The organism is Candidatus Kryptonium thompsonii (assembly GCF_001535985.1).
GTDB lineage: Bacteria > Bacteroidota > Ignavibacteria > Kryptoniales > Kryptoniaceae > Kryptonium > Kryptonium thompsonii.
The window spans coordinates 1-15,681 of the sequence record NZ_CZVS01000048.1; the positions used below are offsets into that span (position 1 = coordinate 1).

The 15,681-nt window shown below is 38.2% G+C and carries 14 protein-coding genes and 1 pseudogene; all 15 read left to right on the top strand.

Features of this window, described 5'->3' with window-relative positions:
• Positions 1-159: NADH-quinone oxidoreductase subunit D-related protein (locus AWW78_RS07415; protein WP_474116126.1), on the top strand; the 159-nt coding region annotated here is incomplete at its 5' end.
• Between the two features lie 27 nt (positions 160-186).
• On the top strand, positions 187-1,182 hold the full coding sequence (gene nuoH / locus AWW78_RS07420; RefSeq protein WP_047134744.1) for an NADH-quinone oxidoreductase subunit NuoH: 996 nt from the start codon (positions 187-189) through the stop codon (positions 1,180-1,182).
• A gap of 13 nt (positions 1,183-1,195) precedes the next feature.
• Positions 1,196-1,762: a NuoI/complex I 23 kDa subunit family protein gene (locus tag AWW78_RS07425; protein WP_047134745.1), complete on the top strand. Its 567-nt coding sequence runs from the start codon at positions 1,196-1,198 to the stop codon at positions 1,760-1,762.
• 21 nt (positions 1,763-1,783) lie between these two features.
• On the top strand, positions 1,784-2,287 hold the full coding sequence (locus tag AWW78_RS07430; protein ID WP_047134746.1) for an NADH-quinone oxidoreductase subunit J family protein: 504 nt from the start codon (positions 1,784-1,786) through the stop codon (positions 2,285-2,287).
• Between the two features lie 21 nt (positions 2,288-2,308).
• Positions 2,309-2,641, top strand: a complete 333-nt coding sequence (gene nuoK, locus AWW78_RS07435; RefSeq protein WP_047134747.1) for an NADH-quinone oxidoreductase subunit NuoK — start codon at positions 2,309-2,311, stop codon at positions 2,639-2,641.
• Between the two features lie 63 nt (positions 2,642-2,704).
• Positions 2,705-4,789, top strand: coding sequence for an NADH-quinone oxidoreductase subunit L (gene nuoL / locus AWW78_RS07440; protein WP_047134748.1), 2,085 nt, complete (start codon positions 2,705-2,707; stop codon positions 4,787-4,789).
• Between the two features lie 45 nt (positions 4,790-4,834).
• On the top strand, positions 4,835-6,439 hold the full coding sequence (locus tag AWW78_RS07445; RefSeq protein ID WP_234697393.1) for a complex I subunit 4 family protein: 1,605 nt from the start codon (positions 4,835-4,837) through the stop codon (positions 6,437-6,439).
• A 28-nt stretch (positions 6,440-6,467) separates the two neighbouring features.
• Positions 6,468-7,985, top strand: coding sequence for an NADH-quinone oxidoreductase subunit N (locus AWW78_RS07450; RefSeq protein ID WP_047134749.1), 1,518 nt, complete (start codon positions 6,468-6,470; stop codon positions 7,983-7,985).
• Between the two features lie 111 nt (positions 7,986-8,096).
• A complete protein-coding gene (locus AWW78_RS07455) occupies positions 8,097-11,255 on the top strand; it encodes a TonB-dependent receptor (protein ID WP_159420971.1) in 3,159 nt (1,052 codons plus the stop codon).
• Between the two features lie 119 nt (positions 11,256-11,374).
• A complete protein-coding gene (locus AWW78_RS07460; RefSeq protein WP_047134751.1) occupies positions 11,375-12,157 on the top strand; it encodes an SAM hydrolase/SAM-dependent halogenase family protein in 783 nt (260 codons plus the stop codon).
• A gap of 63 nt (positions 12,158-12,220) precedes the next feature.
• The gene (locus tag AWW78_RS07465) at positions 12,221-13,954 is read left to right on the top strand and encodes a tetratricopeptide repeat protein (RefSeq protein WP_047134752.1); all 1,734 of its coding nucleotides are present in this window, start codon (positions 12,221-12,223) and stop codon (positions 13,952-13,954) included.
• A complete protein-coding gene (gene lolB1, locus AWW78_RS07470; protein WP_047134753.1) occupies positions 13,941-14,636 on the top strand; it encodes a lipoprotein insertase outer membrane protein LolB1 in 696 nt (231 codons plus the stop codon). Before AWW78_RS07465 ends, lolB1 begins: the two co-directional genes overlap by 14 nt.
• Positions 14,629-14,847: a hypothetical protein gene (locus AWW78_RS07475; protein ID WP_075426192.1), complete on the top strand. Its 219-nt coding sequence runs from the start codon at positions 14,629-14,631 to the stop codon at positions 14,845-14,847. The genes lolB1 and AWW78_RS07475 overlap by 8 nt, the downstream gene beginning before the upstream one ends.
• 17 nt (positions 14,848-14,864) lie before the next feature.
• Complete coding sequence (locus AWW78_RS07480; protein ID WP_320410031.1) at positions 14,865-15,371, top strand: endonuclease III domain-containing protein; 507 nt, start codon at positions 14,865-14,867, stop codon at positions 15,369-15,371.
• Positions 15,372-15,452: 81 nt separating this feature from the next.
• Positions 15,453-15,681, top strand: a pseudogene (locus AWW78_RS07485) (glycosylasparaginase); the annotation flags it as partial.

The window sequence follows — 15,681 nt, forward strand, 5'->3', positions numbered from 1 at the left end:
TTTGAATTTTACCTATCAACCTCACCTAAAACTATATCAACACTTCCAAGCTTTGTCAATTTATCCGTTTTACCGGAGATTTCAAGAGGTTATATGATTGCAGATCTTGTGGCTATACTTGGAAGTGTTGATATAGTTTTAGGTGAGGTTGATAGGTAAAATTCAAAAACAAATTTTGCTTTTGAAATGCCTGAAATTTTGAATGTGTTAATTGCTTCTGTTATCCCACTTCTGTTCATACTGGTTTATGCGGTTGTAATTTTATGGGTTGAGATAAAAGTTGCTTCGCATGTTCAAGATAGACTTGGGTATATGTATACGGGTGGTTTTCATGGTTGGGCACAACCGATAGCGGATCTCTTGAAACTTTTAACTAAGGAACATATAACACCCGAAAGGTCTGATAAAATTCTTTTTACATTAGCCCCAATACTTGTGTTCGCAAGTTCGTATGCTGCGTATGCTGCGCTCCCGTTTACTTCAACTTTTATTGCAGCGAATTTAAATATTGGAATTTTCTACATCGTTGCTATAACTTCGTTTGTTGTGATAGGAATTTTGATGGCGGGTTGGTCATCAAATAATAAGTATTCATTGCTTGGTGCGATGCGATCCGTGGCTCAGATTGTAAGCTATGAGATCCCTACTGTTTTATCAATTTTGACCGTCATTGTTGCTGTTGGGACATTGAATTTGCAGGAGATATGTGAAATCCAGAAGGGAGGATTATTTAGTTGGAACATTTTTAAATATCCACCGTTCATGTTGATAACTTTCTTAATATATTTTACTGCATCACTTGCCGAAGTTAATAGAACGCCATTTGACATCCCCGAAGCTGAATCAGAGCTCGTTGCGGGTTATCATACCGAGTATACAGGAATGAAGTTCGCTATGTTTTACCTTGCTGAGTATGCAAACATGTTTCTTGTTTCAGGGATTGCGGCGATTTTGTTTTTCGGTGGATGGAGTAGCCCGTTTGGCGAGTTTTTGGCAGGTCCAGGATGGGGAGTTTTCTGGTTCGTTTCGAAAGGTTTATTTTTCGTGTTTTTGCAAATAATGTTGAGATGGACATTGCCAAGGTTAAGGGTTGACCAATTGATGTATGTTTCATGGAAAGTGTTAACTCCGATTTCATTTGTAAATTTGATGGTGGTCGGCTTGTGGGCAATTTTAAAATAAAACTTGCTTTAAAATGAGACAATACTTTAAAAATATATTTGTGGCTATTTGGACGATTCTTATTGGTTTGAAGCTTACTTTTAAACATCTCTTTGTAAGAGCTGTGACGATTCAATATCCCGATGTTAAATTAAAACTTCCAGATAGAGCAAGGAATCGTCTTTATGTTAACATAGATGATTGCATTGGATGCAGGCAGTGCGAGATGGCGTGTCCTGTTGATTGCATAACTATTGAAACAGTTAAGGCGTTACCAAATGAGGATCTCGGGGTTACATCAACGGGACATAAGAAGAGGTTGTGGGTCACGAAGTTTGACATCGATATAAGCAAGTGTTGTTATTGTGGCTTGTGTGTTTATCCTTGTCCGACGGAATGTATCTATATGACGGATGTTTATGAATTTTCAGAATACAATAGACATAACTTGATTTATCACTTCAGCAACTTCACTCCTGAGGAGGCTGAGCTGAAAAAGAAAGAAGTTGAGCAGTTTGAGCTTGAGCAAAAGATGAAAAAGGCAAAGCCAGCGGAGCAAGTTACAGTTAACAATCCCGAAAACATTGAGAAAAAATCTTAAAAAAACAAAAGATTGGATAAAATGAGTTTATTTGATGTTGCATTTTATGTTCTTGCGTTTATAACCGTTGGTTCAGCGATAGTTGTTGTGAGTTCAAGGAACATCATCTATTCTGCATTTGCACTTCTTTTTACATTTTTTGGTGTCGCAGGGTTATATGTTTTGCTTAATGCTGATTTTATTGCGGTGACGCAAGTTTTGATTTATGTCGGTGGAATTCTTGTTTTGATAATTTTTGGTGTTATGCTTACAACGAAGGTTTTTGATGTGCCTGTAAAAACTGAAACTTTGCATGTTGGTCCTGCAATCGTGGTAACAGGTGCGATCATGGGGACACTTTTTGGGGTAATTTTGAAAACGAAATGGTTTGATATTTTGAATGTCCAATGGGATGGAACGACGAAAAAAATAGGCGAGAGATTGATGACTGATTTTCTTCTGCCGTTTGAGGTTGCATCTGTTGTTTTGCTTGTTGCTTTGCTTGGCGCTGTTATAATTGCAAGAAGAGAAAGGGTTAAAAGTTAAAAAATAAAAGTGGATCTATAGATGCTGGTAAATCTATCTGGACTTAAAAGTGTTGGGCTTGAGCATTTTTTGATCATTGGGGCAATTCTTTTCTCACTTGGGATTTACGCTGTGGTTACGAGAAAAAATGCTATCATGGTTTTGATGGGGATTGAACTTATTTTAAATTCTGCGAATATAAATTTCATCGCCTTTTCAAAATATAGCACTGCGGATTTAAGCGGTCACCTTGCTGCAATTTTTGTTATAATTCTCGCTGCTGCCGAAGCAGCAATTGCTATCGCTATTGTTTTAAACATCTATAAAAACTTTCTTACCATCAACATCGACGAGATTGACAATTTAAAGCGATGAATTTCAAAGGCATGATTGAACTGCCAAAGTTTGAGTTTAAAAATAAAACAAAATTGAGATAGCATGAATCAAAATACGCTGATTTTGCTTGCTATTCTTGCTCTGCTTTTGCCATTTTTGGGATTTGTTCTTTTGATCTTCTGGGGGAGAAAGCGACTGCCGAGACAAGGTGATGTGATTGAAACTGGGCTTGTCCTTGGTTCGCTTGTTCTTTCGTTTATAATTTTCTTCAATAAAATACTTTACTTCCCAAATCCGATTGAATGGAAATTTGAATGGGTGAATTTTGGATTTGTTGAAAATTGGGGTGAGATGAAGATAACGCTTGGGATTTTAATTGACAACCTTTCAGCCACGATGCTTGTCGTTGTGACTGTTGTAAGTTCTCTCGTTCATATTTTCTCGATCGGTTATATGAAAGATGATGTGCGGTATTCACGCTATTTTGCTTATCTTGGCTTTTTCACATTTTCAATGCTTGGAATTGTTTTGACGAATAACTTTTTCACGATGTATGTTTTTTGGGAACTTGTTGGTGTATCATCATATCTTTTGATAGGTCATTGGTATGAGAAAAAATCAGCTTCCGATGCTGCTAAGAAGGCTTTCATTGTAAATAGAGTTGGAGATTTTGGTTTCTTCGTTGGGATAATGATAATATGGGCAAGTTTGAAGACCTTTAACTTTGGTGAGGTTTTCGCTGGGATTGAGCAGGGAAAACTGTCTGGGGGATTACTCACTGCTGCTGGGATTTTGGTTTTTTGCGGTGCAATTGGTAAGTCGGCTCAATTTCCACTTCATGTGTGGTTGCCAGATGCGATGGAGGGTCCAACCCCAGTCAGCGCTTTAATTCATGCAGCAACGATGGTCGCAGCTGGTGTTTATCTCACTGCGAGAACTTATGCGATGATGAGTGCAGATGCTTTGACATTCATCGCATATATCGGGGCTGTGACGGCATTTATCGCTGCAACAATCGCCATAACTCAAACGGATATAAAAAGGGTTCTGGCTTATTCAACGATTTCACAGCTTGGATATATGACGATGGCGCTCGGAAGTGGAGCTTATGTTGCAGGATTTTTCCACCTTGTGACGCATGCTGCGTTTAAAGCTGGCTTATTCCTTGGTTCTGGTTCTGTGATACATGCTATGCATCATGCTTTACACAAAATTCATGACCATCATACAGACCCGCAGGATATACGGAACATGGGCGGACTGAAGAAAAAAATGCCGATAACTTATTACACGTTTTTAATCTACACACTTGCAATATCAGGCATTCCGCTTACATCTGGATTCTTGAGTAAAGATTCAATTCTCGCTGGTGCTTTTGCATTTGGGAAATTAAGCGGTCATACGGCGATACCTTTAATTGGATTTTTCGTGGCTGGTTTAACTGCTTTTTACATGTTTAGGCTTTTGATATTGACATTTCATGGCGAGCCAAAGAGAAAGGATATTTTTGAGCATATACATGAGTCGCCGAAAGTTATGGTTGTTCCACTTATTATACTTGCTGTTTTGTCGCTTTGGTTTATCTTTGGACCAAATCCGTTTGATGCGAGCGCAACTTGGGTTGAAAAATATATTCATAAACCTGAAAGCGTTGTTCCACATGAACAGCAATTTGAGTTTAATCTGCCCAAGGAGGGTGTTTTAGTTACTGAATATGAGCATGCGCTTCATGAGGCACATATCCCTGCGATGTTGCTATCGCTTGGGATGGCAGGGCTTGGTATTTTATTTGCGTTTTTAACTTATCAATGGGGTAAGATAAGCGCTGAAAAAGTTGCGAATGCTTTAAAGCCAGTTTATACATTCTTGAAGAACAAGTGGTATTTTGATGAACTTTATCAGAATACTTTTGTTTTAGCGACGCTTGGGATTTCCAAATTTGCTCGATGGTTTGATATCAAGGTCATCGATGGTATCGTTGATGGTTCAGCTCATTTGACAAAGTTATGGTCTTTTTCAGTTGGCAAATTCGATTGGAATATAATTGACGGGCTTGTTAATTTGCTTGCTTATATAACTGGTTTCTTTGGTTATATCACAAGGCTATTGCAGAATGGAAAGGTTCAGACATACATAATTTATGTCGTTTTTGCAGTGATAGTTTTGTTTTACATTTTCCTTGGATGATAAATTAACAAGTTTAAAAACAAAAAATAAAGTAAGGAAGCATAAATGCAAATACTTGGCATCGGAATTTTGACTTGGATTGTTTTCCTGCCGATTGTAGCTATGATATTTGTTTTGCTTGTCCCAAAGGGCCGAGAAACTTGGATAAAATGGATTTCAGTTGTAGCGACTGGACTTCAAGTCATACTTGCTGCAGTTTTGCTTTTGAATTATCGATATGATCTTGCTGGTGTTAATACACTTGAGGGATTTCAATTTGTTGAGAAATATCGTTGGATTGATGTTTCTGGGGTTGCATGGTTTGGTAGGATCGTAATTGATTACTTCCTTGGTGTTGATGGTTTGAGCATGCCGATGGTAGTTTTGACTGCTTTAATTTCTTTTATCGGTGCCATAGCATCTTGGGAATTGCCCAAGACCAAGGGATATTATGCACTCTATCTTTTGCTCGATACAGGAATGATGGGAGTATTTGTTGCACTTGATTTCTTCTTGTTTTATATCTTTTGGGAAGTTATGCTTTTGCCGATGTATTTTCTGATTGGAATTTGGGGCGGACCGAGAAGGGAATATGCGGCGATAAAATTCTTTATTTACACTTTGCTGGGTAGTGTTTTGATGCTCCTTGTTATGATTGGTTTGTATTTCAGCACAAGTATAATTGACCCTGTGACAGGTGAGAAGGTTCATACATTTAATATGCTTGCAATGATGGATCCAAAGAACTATGAGCCTGGTTCAATCTTTTCAGGTTTACATACAACATGGAGATATATTGCTTATATTGCATTGTTCATTGGGTTTGCAATAAAAGTTCCAATAGTTCCTTTCCATACATGGCTTCCTGATGCGCACGTAGAAGCACCTACCCCAATAAGTGTCATACTTGCTGGAGTATTATTAAAGATGGGAACTTATGGAATGTTGAGGATAAGTTTTCCAATCTTTCCAGATGGAATGATAAAGTATGCGCTTCCGATGGCTATTCTTGGATTTATCAATATAGTTTATGGTGCGCTTGCGGCGATGGCGCAGGAAGATTTCAAAAAACTTATCGCATATTCAAGTATAAGCCATATGGGTTATGTTGTTCTTGGTATGGCAGCTTTAAACACGCAAGGCGTTACGGGCGCAATTATGCAGATGTTTAACCATGGGACGATAACAGCGATGTTGTTCCTTATAGTTGGGGTTCTTTATGATAGGGCGCATACACGTGGGTTATATGAATTTGGTGGGCTTGCAAATCAAATGCCCAAATATTTTGGAATTGTCATAATTGCTTTCTTTGCTGCGCTTGGACTCCCTGGATTAAGTGGGTTTATAAGTGAGGCGTTTGTATTCCTTGGTGCTTTTCAAACTTATAAATGGATTGCGATCTTTTCTGCAACAGGTGTGATAATAACTGCGGGATATATTCTTTGGACGACTCAACGACTTTTCTTTGGCCAGCTACCTGAGAGATGGAAAAACCTGCCTGATATCAATGCTCGTGAACTTGTGACGCTTGTACCACTTGCAATTATTGTTATCTTCCTTGGTGTCTATCCGAGTCCTTTGATCAATTTGATGAATACATCGGTTAATCATCTTGTTAAATTTGTTTCTGAGATGGGTCAAGCAGGGATGCAATTGGGAATTTTACCTTGAAAAATAAAAAATCTGGTGAGATAAAAAAATGGAAGAAAGGTTTATTATAGAATTAACGCAATCATTGAAAAATTTCTTACCTGAAGTTTCACTTACTGTGACATTGTCACTTGTCATCTTGCTTGATTTGATATTTGGAAGAAGATTTAAAAACATTGGTGCTTTTGTCTCGCTTGCTGGGCTAGTTGTGACTTTGTTCTTTACAATTAAGCAATATGGTGGAAGTTATCAGATCTTCAGGGGAATGTTTGTCGTTGATCCTTATTCAACATTTTTCAAATTTGTGTTTTTGCTCTCTGCTTTTGTCATTGTGATATTTTCTTTACAATCGTATGAACTTAGGGAGACATCTGCAAGGAGGAGGATAGGGGAGTATTACTTTTTTATCTTAAGTTTGACGCTTGGTGCATTTTTGATGGCTGGCTCTGTCAATTTGATAATGATGTATCTTTCGCTTGAACTTGTAAGCATAAGCTCTTACATACTTGCTGGCTATATCAAGGAATCCGAGCGTTCGAGTGAGGCTTCAATGAAGTATGTAATTTATGGAGCTTTATCATCTGGTTTGATGATCTATGGAATCTCGCTTGTTTACGGGTTAACAGGTGAATTAAATATATATGCGATAAATGCTTCGTTTTTATCAAGCGGTTATAGTCCAATTGTTTTGATGATCTCTTTGGTATTGATACTTGCTGGTTTTGGATATAAAATTTCGGCTGTGCCATTTCACTATTGGACTCCAGATGTGTACGAGGGTGCGCCGATAACTGTAACGGCCTTCTTGTCTGTTAGCTCCAAAGCGGCTGGATTTGCAATGTTGGTCAGGTTTTTAAAGGCTAGCTTTATTGATAGAACAATAACGCTTGGGATTGAAGGCGCATGGGCAGTAATTCAAGGTTTACCATTGACTGAGATAGTTGCTGTTTTATCCGCTTTAACGATGACGGTTGGAAATATAATTGCGATATGGCAAAATAACTTAAAGAGGATGCTTGCTTATTCAAGTATCGCACATGCTGGATACATATTGATGGGTGTCGTTGTAATGCAAAATCTTGGTATCTCTGCGATGTTAATTTATTTTCTTGCTTATCTTTTTATGAATTTGGGCGCCTTTTACTGCGTTATGCTTGTCGCTGAAAAAACTGGAAGTGAGGACATCGAGGTTTACAAGGGGCTTGGGTATCGTGCACCATTTCTTAGCATTGTGTTCACAATTTTTCTTGTCTCGTTGACGGGGATACCGCCAACATTTGGATTTATTGGAAAGCTTTATCTTTTCTCAGCGCTGATTAATGCAAAGGTCATATGGCTTGCTGTGGTTGGAGTTTTGAATAGTGTTGTCTCGCTTTACTACTATATTCGGGTTGTAAGAAATATGTTTCTTGGGGATCCAGAGTCCGGAAAAGAGCCTATTAATTTTTCACCAGCTCACATCGTTGTTATGCTAATACTTGTGATACCGACTTTGCTATTTGGTGTTTATTTCACCCCGATTGTTAATTTTGCTCAAATTTCGGTTGCTATGTTTGGTTTGAGGTGAAAAGTTTAACGAAATTTTAACATTTCCTTATTTGAAATTTAAATTTGGTTGCTTAAATTTCCATTGAACACAGCAATTAAAACAAAACAGGTGCTTCCCATGAGGCATTTGATGTTATTAGCTTTATTTATCTTAATCCCTTCCATTCTCTGGGGGCAGGGCATCACAACCGCAAGCATAAGTGGTGTTGTAACAACTCAAACAGGTGAGCCTCTCCCTGGGGCTAATGTCATCGCTGTCCATGAACCAAGTGGAACGGTTTATGGAACAATTTCAAGAATTGATGGGCACTATAATCTTGTTGGATTAAGAGTCGGGGGACCCTACACAATCACTGTTTCGTATGTTGGTTATGCTCAGCAGAGGAGAGAAAATGTAATGCTTGCCTTGGGTCAGAATCTTGAACTTAATTTCCGCCTTACTGAACAGCCAGTTCAACTTGGAGAAGTTGAGGTTGTGGGTGAGAGGGCTGGTGTTATAAATGCTGCAAGGACTGGACCCGCAACAAACGTTTTGAGACAGCAAATTGATGTGCTTCCGACGATTTCAAGAAGTTTCCAGGATTATTACAAAATTTCACCATATTTTGTTGGGAACAGCGCAGCCGGTAGGAACAACCGTTACAACAACATTCAAATTGATGGTGCGAACTACAATGATTTATTCGGCTTGGGCGCCACAGGAACACCAGCAGGACAGTCAAATGTCACGCCGATAAGCCTTGAAGCAATTGAAGAGTTTCAAATTGTAATCGCTCCTTATGATGTTCGTCAGAGCGGATTTACAGGCGGTGGCGTAAATGTCATCACAAGAAGTGGAACTAACAGATTTTCAGGGGCGCTTTTCTATTATGGGAGAAATCAAAAATTCATTGGAAAGAGCCCTGATTCGTTGAGAAGACCTTATCCTAACTTTACAGATTATCAAACTGGTTTTAGAGTTGGTGGACCTATCTTAAGAAATCGTTTATTCTTCTTCATCAACGGTGAGATTACCCGTTATAATTCTCCTTTGAACCGAGTTTTCGGAGCGCCAACTGTTGGAACGAACATCTTTACTGTTTCCCCAGATAGTGTTAGATTGTTCCGCGAGCGTTTGAAAAATGCTTATGGTTATGAAACAGGTTCATTTGATGCTCTTAAGTTTCAAAGACAAAGTAACAAACTCTTCGTTAAGTTAGATTTTAACATCAGCCAAAATCATCGTCTATCGTTGAGACACAGCTATCTTGATGCTTTTGACGATAATGCACCAGCGACATCTGGAATTCCTGCACCATCAGTTGCTACGATATATGCAGAGAACACAAGGTATAAAACTCAAAATACGACTAACTCCACAGTCCTTCAATTGAGAAGTTTATTTGGGAATAACATTGCAAACGAATTGATCCTTGGTTATACCATCATTCATGATGCACCTTTATACTATGGGCAACCGTTCCCATATGTAAGTGTAAGGACCTACGATGCACAGGGTAGAACATATAATCTTGCTGCTGGTTCAGAGAAATTCAGAATGGCTAATGATTTGAAGCAAAGGGTCATCGAAATTACGAATAACTTAACATTCTTTGTTGGCAGTCATGCTATCACGGTTGGAACTCATAACGAGATATTCTCATTTAGCAACCTCTTCATTCGCGATTTCTTTGGTGCATACCATTGGAACTCGCTTGCTGATTTTCTTGCTGGAAGAAAAGCTGCTCAATATGAGCTGAGCTATTCAAATATACCAGGCAACCCAGCTCCAAGAGCTGAATGGAAAGCAATTCAATATGGAATTTATGTTCAAGATGAGTGGACAGTTAAACCAGGCTTGAGATTAACTTATGGACTTAGGCTTGATGTTCCGACATTCCCGGATAAGCCATCATATAATCCTAAGGTTGATTCAACATTCAAACCGCTTGGTTACGATATCTCAACTGATAAGGTTCCGAAGGCACAATTTATGTGGGGTCCAAGGTTGGGTATAAATTGGGATGTGCTTGGTGATAAGACATTGCAAGTTCGTGGTGGCGTTGGATTGTTTACTGGTCGTGTTCCATATGTTTGGATTTCTAATCAATATTCAAACACTGGAATGGAATTTGGAAGATTATTCTTGACTGGTGCTTCAGTTCCAGATTTTGTTCCTGACCCATATAATCCGCCGAGAGGAGGAACACCTATACAAACGACAGAGATAAATGTTACAGCGCCAACATATAAGCTCCCTCAACTTTGGAGGGCAAGTTTTGGCGTTGATAAAACTCTTGCATTTGGCTTTATTGGAACAATTGAGGCTCAATATTCAAAAGTCGTAAACGACATCCTTTATCAAGATATTAACCTTATACCACAGGGTTATCTTGCCGATGGAAGGCCAATTTATGGAACATGGAATTATGCAACGAGAAGATGGACTGTGCAAAAATATAATTCGACTTTCACAAATGTTATCCTGTTGACGAATACAAATCAAGGATATACTTACAATATCACATTCCAACTTGAAAGGCCTGTTGCGCCAGATGGAATTTATGCTAAATTTGCTTACACTTATGGCGTATCGAAAGATATGAACAGTGGAACATCATCTCAGGCATTTTCGCAGTGGAGATTTAATCATGCTATTGATCCTAACAATCCAACGCTTTCATACTCTTCCTTTGATTACAGGCATAGAATCCTTGGCATAATTACCTACAGATATGAAATTTTCAGAGGTATATCCGCAACACTTGGATTGTTCTATAATGGTCTTTCAGGTCAACCATATTCGTGGGTCTATAACGGTGATGTTAATGGAGATGGACAAACGGAAAATGACCTTGTTTATATACCGAAGGATAGAAATGACGTAATTCTTGTTGATGCGGGTGGCAATAACTTGCCTTATAATAACCCAGCTTACGATCAACTGAATGCATTTATAGAAAGTGATCCTTATTTGAGCAGGAATCGTGGTAAATTTGCTGAAAGGATGGGCGCTCGTGGTCCATGGTCACATCAGGTTGACGCAAGGCTTACGCTTGAGATACCGTCACTTAGAGGGCAAAAGCTTGAGATAACATTTGATGTTTTGAATTTGCTTAATCTTTTGAATAAGGATTGGGGAATTGTAAAGGGAGTTACTTTCCAAAGAGCCTTCTTGCTCAGGTTCCACAGCCTTGACCCAACAACAGGTAAGCCAAGATTCCAGTGGACTGGAACTCCAATTCGCGAGCTTCCACTTGACCTTGCATCGAGATGGCAAGCGCAGATTGGAATTAGGTATACATTTTAAAAATTTCACTAGCTGATTCAAAGGGGAGCAAGGATTTGCTTCTTTGCTCCCCTTTTTTATTTTTAATTATTGATTTCTGCCATCGCAATAAGTTAAATCAAAAACAAATTACTAAGAAAATGATGATCATAGCACTTTTGACTGATTTTGGAAATAGAGACTGGTTTGTTGGAACAATGAAGGGCGTTATTCTACGAATAAATCCAAATGTTGAGATTGTTGACATCAGCCACGATATCTCACCTCAAAATGTTCACGAGGCAGGATTTGTTCTATGGAATGCCTACAAATACTTTCCACCGAAGACAATTTTTGTCTGTGTTGTTGATCCTGGGGTTGGAAGTGAGAGAAAAATTATCGCTGTTGAAACGAGGGAATATATTTTTATCGCCCCAGATAATGGGCTCCTTGATTTTGTTTTGAGTGAGGTTGGAGTTTTAAAAGCAGTTTATGTTGAAAATAAAAATTATTTTCTTGAGAAAGTTAGTTCAACTTTTCATGGCAGGGATATCTTTGCACCAGTTTCTGCATATATCTCACGCGGGGTTGATATAAGTGAACTTGGAAGTGAATTTAACATTAAAAAGCCAGAGAAAATGTTCATTGAAATTCAGGGTGAGGGTAGTTATAAGGGCAAGGTTATTTATATTGACAGATTTGGAAATTTGATAACGAATTTGAGGGCATCGGGTGAGATCAATGGTGAGGTTAAGTTTAAGGGGACTACAATAAGTAAAATTTCAAGAACATATTCTGATGTCGGGATTTCGGAAGTTGTTGCTTTAGTTGACAGCAGTGGATTAATTGAGATTGGGATAAGAAATGGGAATGCTAGAGAGTTTTTTAAAGCAAGTTATGGGGATGAAGTTTTGGTTCGGGTTAAAAAAATAAACATTCGGTGATCTGTTTGGAAAATTGGAAAGAGGGGTTTAATTTTACTTAAAAATTAGCAAAGTGAGATTTTTATGACGACGCGATGCTGTAATTTCTACGTCTTAATTTTTATAGCTTTAATTCTGGTTGGTTGTGCCTCAAGCAAAAAAACGGTTTCAACTTCGACGGAGCCAAGCTCATCTGAAGTTCAAAAGTTAACATATAAACAAGATTTTAATCAGGACAAGGCTATTGAGCATTTCATCGCGGGGCAAGTTTACGAACTCAAAGGTGACTACGCAAGCGCAATACTTGAATATCAAGATGCTCTTCGGTATGATAAAAGCCCTGGGATTTATAATGCCATTGCAAAATCATACCATAAAATTGGGAAACATTCACTGGCTGTTCAAATGGCTCAAGAAGCCGTTAGACTTGATCCATCAAATATAGCTTATCGCGAAACTTTGGTTGACATTTACATAGGGACATTTGAGACGCAAAAAGCTATAGATGAGTTGGAGGCTATACTTCGGCTTGATTCTTTAAACTATGGGGCGTTGTTCAGTCTGGCTCAACTTTATGAAAGCAGTAAACCTTTGCGTTCCCTTGAACTTTATAGAAAGATCGTTGAAAACTATGGTCCCGAATGGAACGCCTTGCAAAGGATCGCTGAACTTTCTTTTCAACTTGGTAGGTTTGCTGAGTCCGCCCATGCACTTGAAATGATGATAGAAATTGATCCGTCAAATTATGAGCTTAGAAAGTTAACCGCTGAAACATACATAAATGCAGGTGAGTTTCAAAAGGCAAAATCAATCCTTTCTGAGCTTATTGAAATAAAACCTTCAGATGCACAAGCGAGAGTAACCCACATGGGGGTTTTGCTTCAATTGGGAGAAAAAAGTAACGCCATTAAAGTTTTTGATGAAATTTTATCAGATGACTCTATTGGGGTTGACATAAAACTGCAAGCTGTGGAGACATTGCTTAGAAGGTCAAGTAATGATACAAGTTTAATACCAAAGGTGAAAAAATCCTTAAATGATTTGTCGGCAAGGTATCCCAATGAATGGAAAGTGCATTGGTTGCTGGGTGTTATTGCATCTGAAGATAAGAATAATGAAGGGGCATTTAAGGAGTTTGCGAATGTTGTAAAAATTAATCCTAAAATCGTTGAAGCGTGGCGTGGGATTGGGGTTGCTCTTTATGAAATCGGGAATTTTGAGGAGCTTATCAAATGGATGAAAGATGGACTTAAAAATTTCCCAGACGACTTCTTTTTAAACTTTTTGCTTGGTCTGGGTTATCATAGATTTGATCAAAACAAGGAAGCAGTTCAGCCACTTGAAAAAGCTCTTTCGATTGAACCACAAAATATTGATGTAATAAGTACACTCGCTCTTGTTTACGATGCCATCGGTGAGGCAGCAAAATCTGACTCACTCCATGAACTTGGTTTAAAAATCAGTCCCAATAATCATCTTCTTTTGAACAATTACAGCTACACGCTTGCCGAGCGTGGGGAAAGGTTAGAACTTGCACTTGAAATGGCAAAAAAAGCAATTGAACAGGAACCTGATAATCCATCTTATCTTGATACTATTGGTTGGGTTTATTTTAAACTTGGGAATTATGAAAAAGCAAGGGAATATATTTCAAAAGCAGTCGAAAAAGGTGGAAGCCCTGTGGTTGTTGAGCATTTGGGGGATGTTTATTTTAAGCTTGGAGATAAAGAAAAAGCTTTGGAATTCTGGAAGAAAGCCTTTGAGAAAAATCCATCGAACGAGAAACTAAAGGAAAAGATAAAGCGTGGTCAAATATAAAGTTCTAAGCCTTATCACAATTGCTATCCTATTAATCTCATGCGCTCCATCAAAGAAGGTGTTAACAGATTTAAACTTTGAAACAGCCCTTGGTAAACTCAACTTCCGTGATAGATATGTTAAGTTAATAACTGCAAAGGGGAGCATAACAATTGACTCGCCTGAGTTTTCAAGCTCGGCAAGTTTAAGGGTAAATCTAAAAAGACCAGACACATTGATGTTGAAGTTTGAGACAGTATTTGGAATAAATTTGGGTGAAGTTAAAATTTATGGAGATAGTTTTGAACTTGTCGATAGGTTTAATGATCGCACTTTGTCGGGTAGAGTAAGTGAATATTTGCGAAGATATTTTGAGTTTAATCTTAAATTTGATGAAATTGTTGACATTTTGATTGCATCGCCAAGGGTTAGCAACGCTGAAATGTATAATCTTGCTGATTACGGCTTTTCAATTTATGAGAGAAGGGGCGATGAGGAAATTACTTTAAATTTTAATTCAGACCTTGAACTTGAAAGTTGTACTCTTTCCAAGGGGGGAGATAAATTTTTTGAAGTGAGATATTCAAGGTATGTCAAAGTCGGTGAAATAACGCTACCGAAGGTTATAAGAATTTACGACAGACATGGAAGGGGGATCTATCTTAATTTCTCGGAAATAAAGGTCAATAGCTGGGATGGTTAAGGATGAGGCAAAGTTAAGAAATAAACTTCGCAAGATATCCGATGCGCTTAGTAAACTTTTTGAGATCAAGAGGAGGGAAAAATCAGACCCACTTGATATTTTAATTGCAACGATTTTGTCGCAAAACACAAACGATTTAAACAGTCACAAGGCATTTAAAAATTTAAAGGACAAGTTCCCAGATTTTGAATCTTTGGCTAAGCGGATCTAAGGGAAATTGAGAGAGCGATAAAAGTTGGGGGGCTTGCGCGTCAGAAGGCGAAGAGGATAAAAAATTTATTAATCGAGCTGAAGAAAAAGCATGGGGGTTTTGATTTATCTTTCCTTAAAGATTTGTCGGTCGAGGATGGGATAAAGTTTTTAACTTCTTTTAAAGGCGTTGGGTTAAAAACCGCCGGATGCGTGCTTTTGTTTGGCTTTGATAAAGAGGTTTTTCCTGTGGATACTCACATTCATAGAATTTTAAATAGAGTTGGCATAGTTAAAACAAAAACGCCGGAGGAAACCTTTTTCGCTGTTGGTAAACTTATACCTGATAAACTTTCTTATCATCTTCACACTGGTTTGATAAAGTTTGGAAGAGCAATTTGCAAGGCAAGAGATCCGCTATGTGGTGTTTGCCCAATTTATAAAATTTGCGAGTTTGAGATGAAAAGTTTTTATAAAAAGAAGACAAAGGATGTTGAGGTTAACAAGAATTCCGCTTTGGAGTTTATTTTGCTTGACGAGGTTTAATTTTGTTTAAAACACTTGCCTTTTGAAATTAAGTGTTTTAAATTTTTAACAGCGATATTTAAAAACAAATGCAAAAGTTCAATGATCGGAAGAAGAGAATTTTTGAGAAATTCTTTACTTGCTGGGGTTGGGGCAATAATTGCTAAAAAATTCAAACCACTCTGGCCTTCAGAAGTTGCATTTGCAAAGTCGTCTAAGCAAGTGAGTCGTCCAGTTTTGATCTCAACATGGAGACAGGGGATAGCGGCGAACGAAATGGGATTTAAGGTTTTGTCAGAAGGTGGAACAGCGCTTGATGCAGTTGAATTGG

Coding starts and splice junctions, on each gene's coding strand:
- AWW78_RS07460 (WP_047134751.1), top strand. CDS start 11,375: ATGATGATCATAGCACTTTTGACTGATTTTGGAAATAGAGACTGGTTT.
- AWW78_RS07450 (WP_047134749.1), top strand. CDS start 6,468: ATGGAAGAAAGGTTTATTATAGAATTAACGCAATCATTGAAAAATTTC.
- AWW78_RS07475 (WP_075426192.1), top strand. CDS start 14,629: ATGGTTAAGGATGAGGCAAAGTTAAGAAATAAACTTCGCAAGATATCC.
- AWW78_RS07430 (WP_047134746.1), top strand. CDS start 1,784: ATGAGTTTATTTGATGTTGCATTTTATGTTCTTGCGTTTATAACCGTT.
- AWW78_RS07455 (WP_159420971.1), top strand. CDS start 8,097: ATGTTATTAGCTTTATTTATCTTAATCCCTTCCATTCTCTGGGGGCAG.
- nuoH (WP_047134744.1), top strand. CDS start 187: ATGCCTGAAATTTTGAATGTGTTAATTGCTTCTGTTATCCCACTTCTG.
- nuoL (WP_047134748.1), top strand. CDS start 2,705: ATGAATCAAAATACGCTGATTTTGCTTGCTATTCTTGCTCTGCTTTTG.
- nuoK (WP_047134747.1), top strand. CDS start 2,309: ATGCTGGTAAATCTATCTGGACTTAAAAGTGTTGGGCTTGAGCATTTT.
- AWW78_RS07425 (WP_047134745.1), top strand. CDS start 1,196: ATGAGACAATACTTTAAAAATATATTTGTGGCTATTTGGACGATTCTT.
- AWW78_RS07465 (WP_047134752.1), top strand. CDS start 12,221: ATGACGACGCGATGCTGTAATTTCTACGTCTTAATTTTTATAGCTTTA.
- AWW78_RS07445 (WP_234697393.1), top strand. CDS start 4,835: ATGCAAATACTTGGCATCGGAATTTTGACTTGGATTGTTTTCCTGCCG.